A 272-nucleotide genomic window follows, 5' to 3' on the forward strand; every position below is an offset into this window, starting at 1 on the left:
CAGTGACTTAGTCAGAGATGCGGCGTTTGTCCTTAATATTGAACTGCATTATCTTCCACCTTACAGCCCAAACCTCAACCCAATAGAGCGGCTATGGAAAGTAATGAACGAGAAGTCGAGGAACAACGTTTACTTCAAAAAGAAACGGGACTTCAAGGCTGCAATAGACCAATTTTTTACTGTGACTCTTCCAGAGATCGCAGGCTCTTTGACATCTCGAATTAATGATAATTTTCAGGTTCTCAAGCCTGCATCTTCAAGTTGATTCGGTA

At 41.9% G+C, this 272-nt stretch carries 1 protein-coding gene; it reads left to right on the plus strand.

Annotated features, from left to right (window positions below; translation table 11 throughout):
* A partial coding sequence (locus tag RH85_RS16370; protein ID WP_006710989.1) for a transposase occupies positions 1–265 on the plus strand: 265 nt, incomplete at its 5' end.
* Between the last annotated feature and the right edge of the window lie 7 nt (positions 266–272).

It is taken from the genome of Vibrio ichthyoenteri ATCC 700023, assembly GCF_000222605.1.
Lineage (GTDB): Bacteria > Pseudomonadota > Gammaproteobacteria > Enterobacterales > Vibrionaceae > Vibrio > Vibrio ichthyoenteri.